This is a genomic window from Luteitalea sp. (genome assembly GCF_044337415.1).
Lineage (GTDB): Bacteria > Acidobacteriota > Vicinamibacteria > Vicinamibacterales > Vicinamibacteraceae > Luteitalea.
The window spans coordinates 1-3,637 of record NZ_JBIINP010000318.1; the positions used below are offsets into that span (position 1 = coordinate 1).

The 3,637-nt window shown below is 68.0% G+C and carries 2 protein-coding genes and 1 pseudogene; all 3 read right to left on the reverse strand.

The features are described 5' to 3' along the window. Positions 1-202 precede the first annotated feature (202 nt). Positions 203-1,267: an HAD family hydrolase gene (locus ACIRDX_RS21605; RefSeq protein ID WP_396627494.1), complete on the reverse strand. Its 1,065-nt coding sequence runs from the start codon at positions 1,265-1,267 to the stop codon at positions 203-205. Positions 1,268-1,335: 68 nt separating this feature from the next. After that, entirely contained in the window at positions 1,336-2,835 is a 1,500-nt protein-coding gene (locus tag ACIRDX_RS21610) for an arylsulfatase (protein WP_396627495.1), read from the reverse strand. 315 nt (positions 2,836-3,150) lie between these two features. Then, positions 3,151-3,637 (reverse strand): annotated as a pseudogene (locus ACIRDX_RS21615) (hypothetical protein); the annotation flags it as partial.

Below are 3,637 nucleotides of genomic sequence, written 5' to 3' on the forward strand. Positions count from 1 at the left end.
TCGGGCACGGCTCGGTGACGATCCCCGACGTCGAGGCGCTGCGCGCATCCGCCGCCGGGATGCCCTGACGCACGACGAGGGCGCCCGCGATGCCGCCGACGCCCCCGTCACTCTGAACGCTGAATTCCGAATTCCTCGAGGTCCGCGGCGACAGCCCCTACCCTGCCCGCCCCGCCCTTCATTCCGAACTCTGAATTCTGAATTACTGAGGTGGGTAGACGACCTTCCAGTCGGCCTTCATGTCGACGACCGTCCAGCCGCGCGACGGCGCCTCGTCGAGCGCCTTCTCGAGGTGTCCGATGGACGACGCGCGATCGTAGGCGAACTCACGCTCGGCGTCGGTGTGACGCACGATCAGGCCGAAGCGCGGGCCAGCACCGCTCGTCGTCCACTGCAGCATCTGCAGGTCGCCGTCGGAGTTGCCGAACGCCATCACCGGCCGGCGGCCGATGTGCTGCTGGATGCCGACCGGCTTGCCGGCCTTGTCGTCGATGAAGTTCAGTTCGGGCAGCCGCACGAGCACCGGCGTGCCGTTGCGGAGCTCGAACTTCGTCTTGATGCTGCTGCCGATCACCTGCTCGGGCGGGATGCCGTAGACCTGCTCGGCCCACGGGCGCATGAACTCGATGCCGCCGCCCGACACGATGAAGGTCTTGTAGCCGTTGGCGCGGAGGTATGCGAGCACCTCAAGCATCGGCTGGAACACCATCTCGGTGTACTTGCGCCCCGTCTTCGGGTGACGCGCCGTGGCCACCCACTCGCTGACGATGGCGTTGAACTCCTCGGTGGTGGTGCCGGCATGCGTCTCCATCACGAGCGACACCAGAGCGTGTTCGCCACCGGCCATGACGCCCTTGAGGTCGCCCTTGAGCACCGAGGCGAATGGCTCCTTGGTCTTCCACTCCGGATGGCTCGGCGCCATCGCCTTCACCCGATCGAGCGCGAAGGCCAACTGGAAGTACATCGGCTGCTCGGACCACAGGCACCCGTCGTTGTCGAACACGGCGATGCGCTCGGCGGGCGCGACGAACGACGCCGAGCCCGGCGTCGTCGTCTTCGTCACGAAGTCGACGATGGCCGCCTTCGCGGCGCCGGCGTTCCACGACGCCAGGACGGCCTCGGCCGGCGCCGGGGTGGCCGCCGCGGCGGGCGCAGGTGCAGGCGATGCCGCAGATGTCGGCGCGGGCGACGGCCCTGAGCACGCCAGTGTCCCGAGGAGGATGACGGTGACGCCAGAGGCGACGGCGATCGAGCGGAGTGATGGCATGCGGGAGGGCTCCTGCAAAAGAAAAGGGGCCGCACATCTCGCGATGGCGGCCCCGTGTTGTCGTGAGACTACTGCTTCGAGCCGCCCATGACCGATTCCATCACGCGGTCGAGGTTGAAGCTGCCCGGCTTCTGGCGCGGCGGGTAGTCCTTGAAGGACTGCAGCCACTTGCCGACGAAGCCGCCGGCCGGCGCGATGGCGAACATGTGCTCCATGTACCAGCGCTGGTAGCCCATCGCGTTCTCTTCCTCGGCGCGCTCGAACGGATCCATGCGCAGGTTGGTGACCTTGGGGGCGCGCAGCGGCACGAAGGGCTCCTGCCACACCTTGAGGCCCTCGGCCTGCTGCTCGAGGAACGTGACCTTCCAGTTCTCGTAGCGCAGCGCCGCGACGCTGCCGTCGTCGGTCCAGTAGATGAACTCCTTGCGCGGCCACTCGGCCTGGCCGCGGAGCGCCGGGCCGAGGTCGTAGCCGTCGATGTGCACCTTGTACGAGCGATCACCGATCTTCATGCCCGTCAGGAGGCTCTTGACCGAGGTCGTGTCGCCAGCGGCGGCGAGCAGCGTCGGCAGCATGTCCTCGTGCGCGCCGATGTCGTTGATGATCGTGCCCGGCTTGATCGTCCCCGGCCAGCGGATGAACGAGGGCACGCGGTAGCCGCCCTCCCACTGCGTGTTCTTCTCGCCCTTGAACATCGTCGTGCCGCCGTCGGGCCACGTGAAGGTCTCGGCGCCGTTGTCGCTCGAGTACATCACGATGGTGTTGTCCTCGAAGCCGAGCTCCTTCAGCTTGTCGAGCATGATGCCGACGTGGCCGTCGTGCTCCACCATGCCGTCAGCGTAGATGCCGAGGCCGGTCTTGCCCTCGGAGCCAGGCTTCAGGTGCGTGAAGATGTGCATGCGGGTGGAGTTCCACCAGAGGAAGAACGGCTTGCCCGCGGCCTTGGCGCGCGTCATGAAGTCGATCGCCTTGGCGTTGACCTCCTCGTCGATCGTCTCCATGCGCTTCTTCGTGAGCGGACCGGTGTCGGTCATGCGGCCATCGGCGAAGCTGTGGATGACGCCACGCGGACCGTACCGCTTCTTGAACGCGGGGTCCTTCGGGTAGTCGGCATTCTCCGGCTCCTCCTCGGCGTTGAGGTGGTACAGGTTGCCGAAGAACTCGTCGAAGCCGTGGTTGGTCGGCAGCGTCTCGTTGGAATCGCCGAGGTGGTTCTTGCCGAACTGGCCCGTCATGTAGCCCTGCGCCTTGAGGAGCGTGGCAATGGTCGGGTCTTCCTTCTTCATGCCCTCGGGCGCGCCCGGCAGGCCCACCTTGGTGAGGCCCGTGCGGATCGGCGACTGCCCGGTGATGAACGCCGCGCGGCCGGCCGTGCAGGACTGCTGCCCGTACCAGTCGGTGAAGGTGGCGCCCTCGTTGGCGATGCGGTCGATGTTCGGCGTCTTGTAGCCCATCATCCCGCGGTTGTTCGCGCTGATGTTGAACTGGCCGATGTCGTCGCCCCAGATGATCAGGATGTTCGGCTTCTTGGCCTGGGCCGCCGCGGTGCCGGCCCCGAAGGCCAGCATCCCGGCGCACGCCAGGACGGCGGCCGTGAGCTTGGTGGTGAACTGCATGCGTCGTCTCTCCTCGGCAAACAGGGTGAGCCGCCCCGCGTTCGGGGTCGGCCAGGGGCGGTTGGCGTCATCGGCGCCTCGCGCGTCTGCGTGACTGGCGTCGGCCACGGGCCGGCGTCGTGCCACGAGGACGGGTGCCGACGGGCGATGCCGCCCTGTCGATACCAACCCGCGGGCATCATCACTCGATAGCAAGCGCGGAGGAAGTCGAACGAGGGGCAGGTACCTTGCCCGAAAGGGCACACGCGCGAACAGGGGCAGGACGCCTCACCGGACTACCCACCGCGCGCGCACGGCTGCCGCACTCCCCAGCACGGTGACCTGCACGACCAGGTAGACCGCGGCGACCCACAGAAACTCTGCCTGCCGACCGAGGGCCATGGCCAGCGCCACGGCCACAGCGAGGTTGCGGGTGGCGAAAGCGACCGCAAACACGAATCGGTCGTCGGCGCCGGCGCCGACCAGCCAGGCCGACAGGATCCCCGCAGCGAACGCCCCCAGCAGAAAGGCGCTGAGCAGCGTGAGTGCCGAGCCCCATGCCACGCCAGGACGGCCCATGGCGTCGGCCAGCACCGCCACGACGAGTCCCACCAGGAGAACGAACCCGAGGCGCTGCACACCCGGCAGCGCACGCACCGCCGCCGCGGGCCAACGCGCCCTGATGGCCATGCCGAGCAGGACAGGCGGTGCGAGGCCGACGAGGATCTGCCGCGCCAGCGTGGCCACGGGCGGGGTCATGGACGACGATGTGCCC

Coding starts and splice junctions, on each gene's coding strand:
- ACIRDX_RS21605 (WP_396627494.1), bottom strand. CDS start 1,267: ATGCCATCACTCCGCTCGATCGCCGTCGCCTCTGGCGTCACCGTCATC.
- ACIRDX_RS21610 (WP_396627495.1), bottom strand. CDS start 2,835: ATGCTGGCCTTCGGGGCCGGCACCGCGGCGGCCCAGGCCAAGAAGCCG.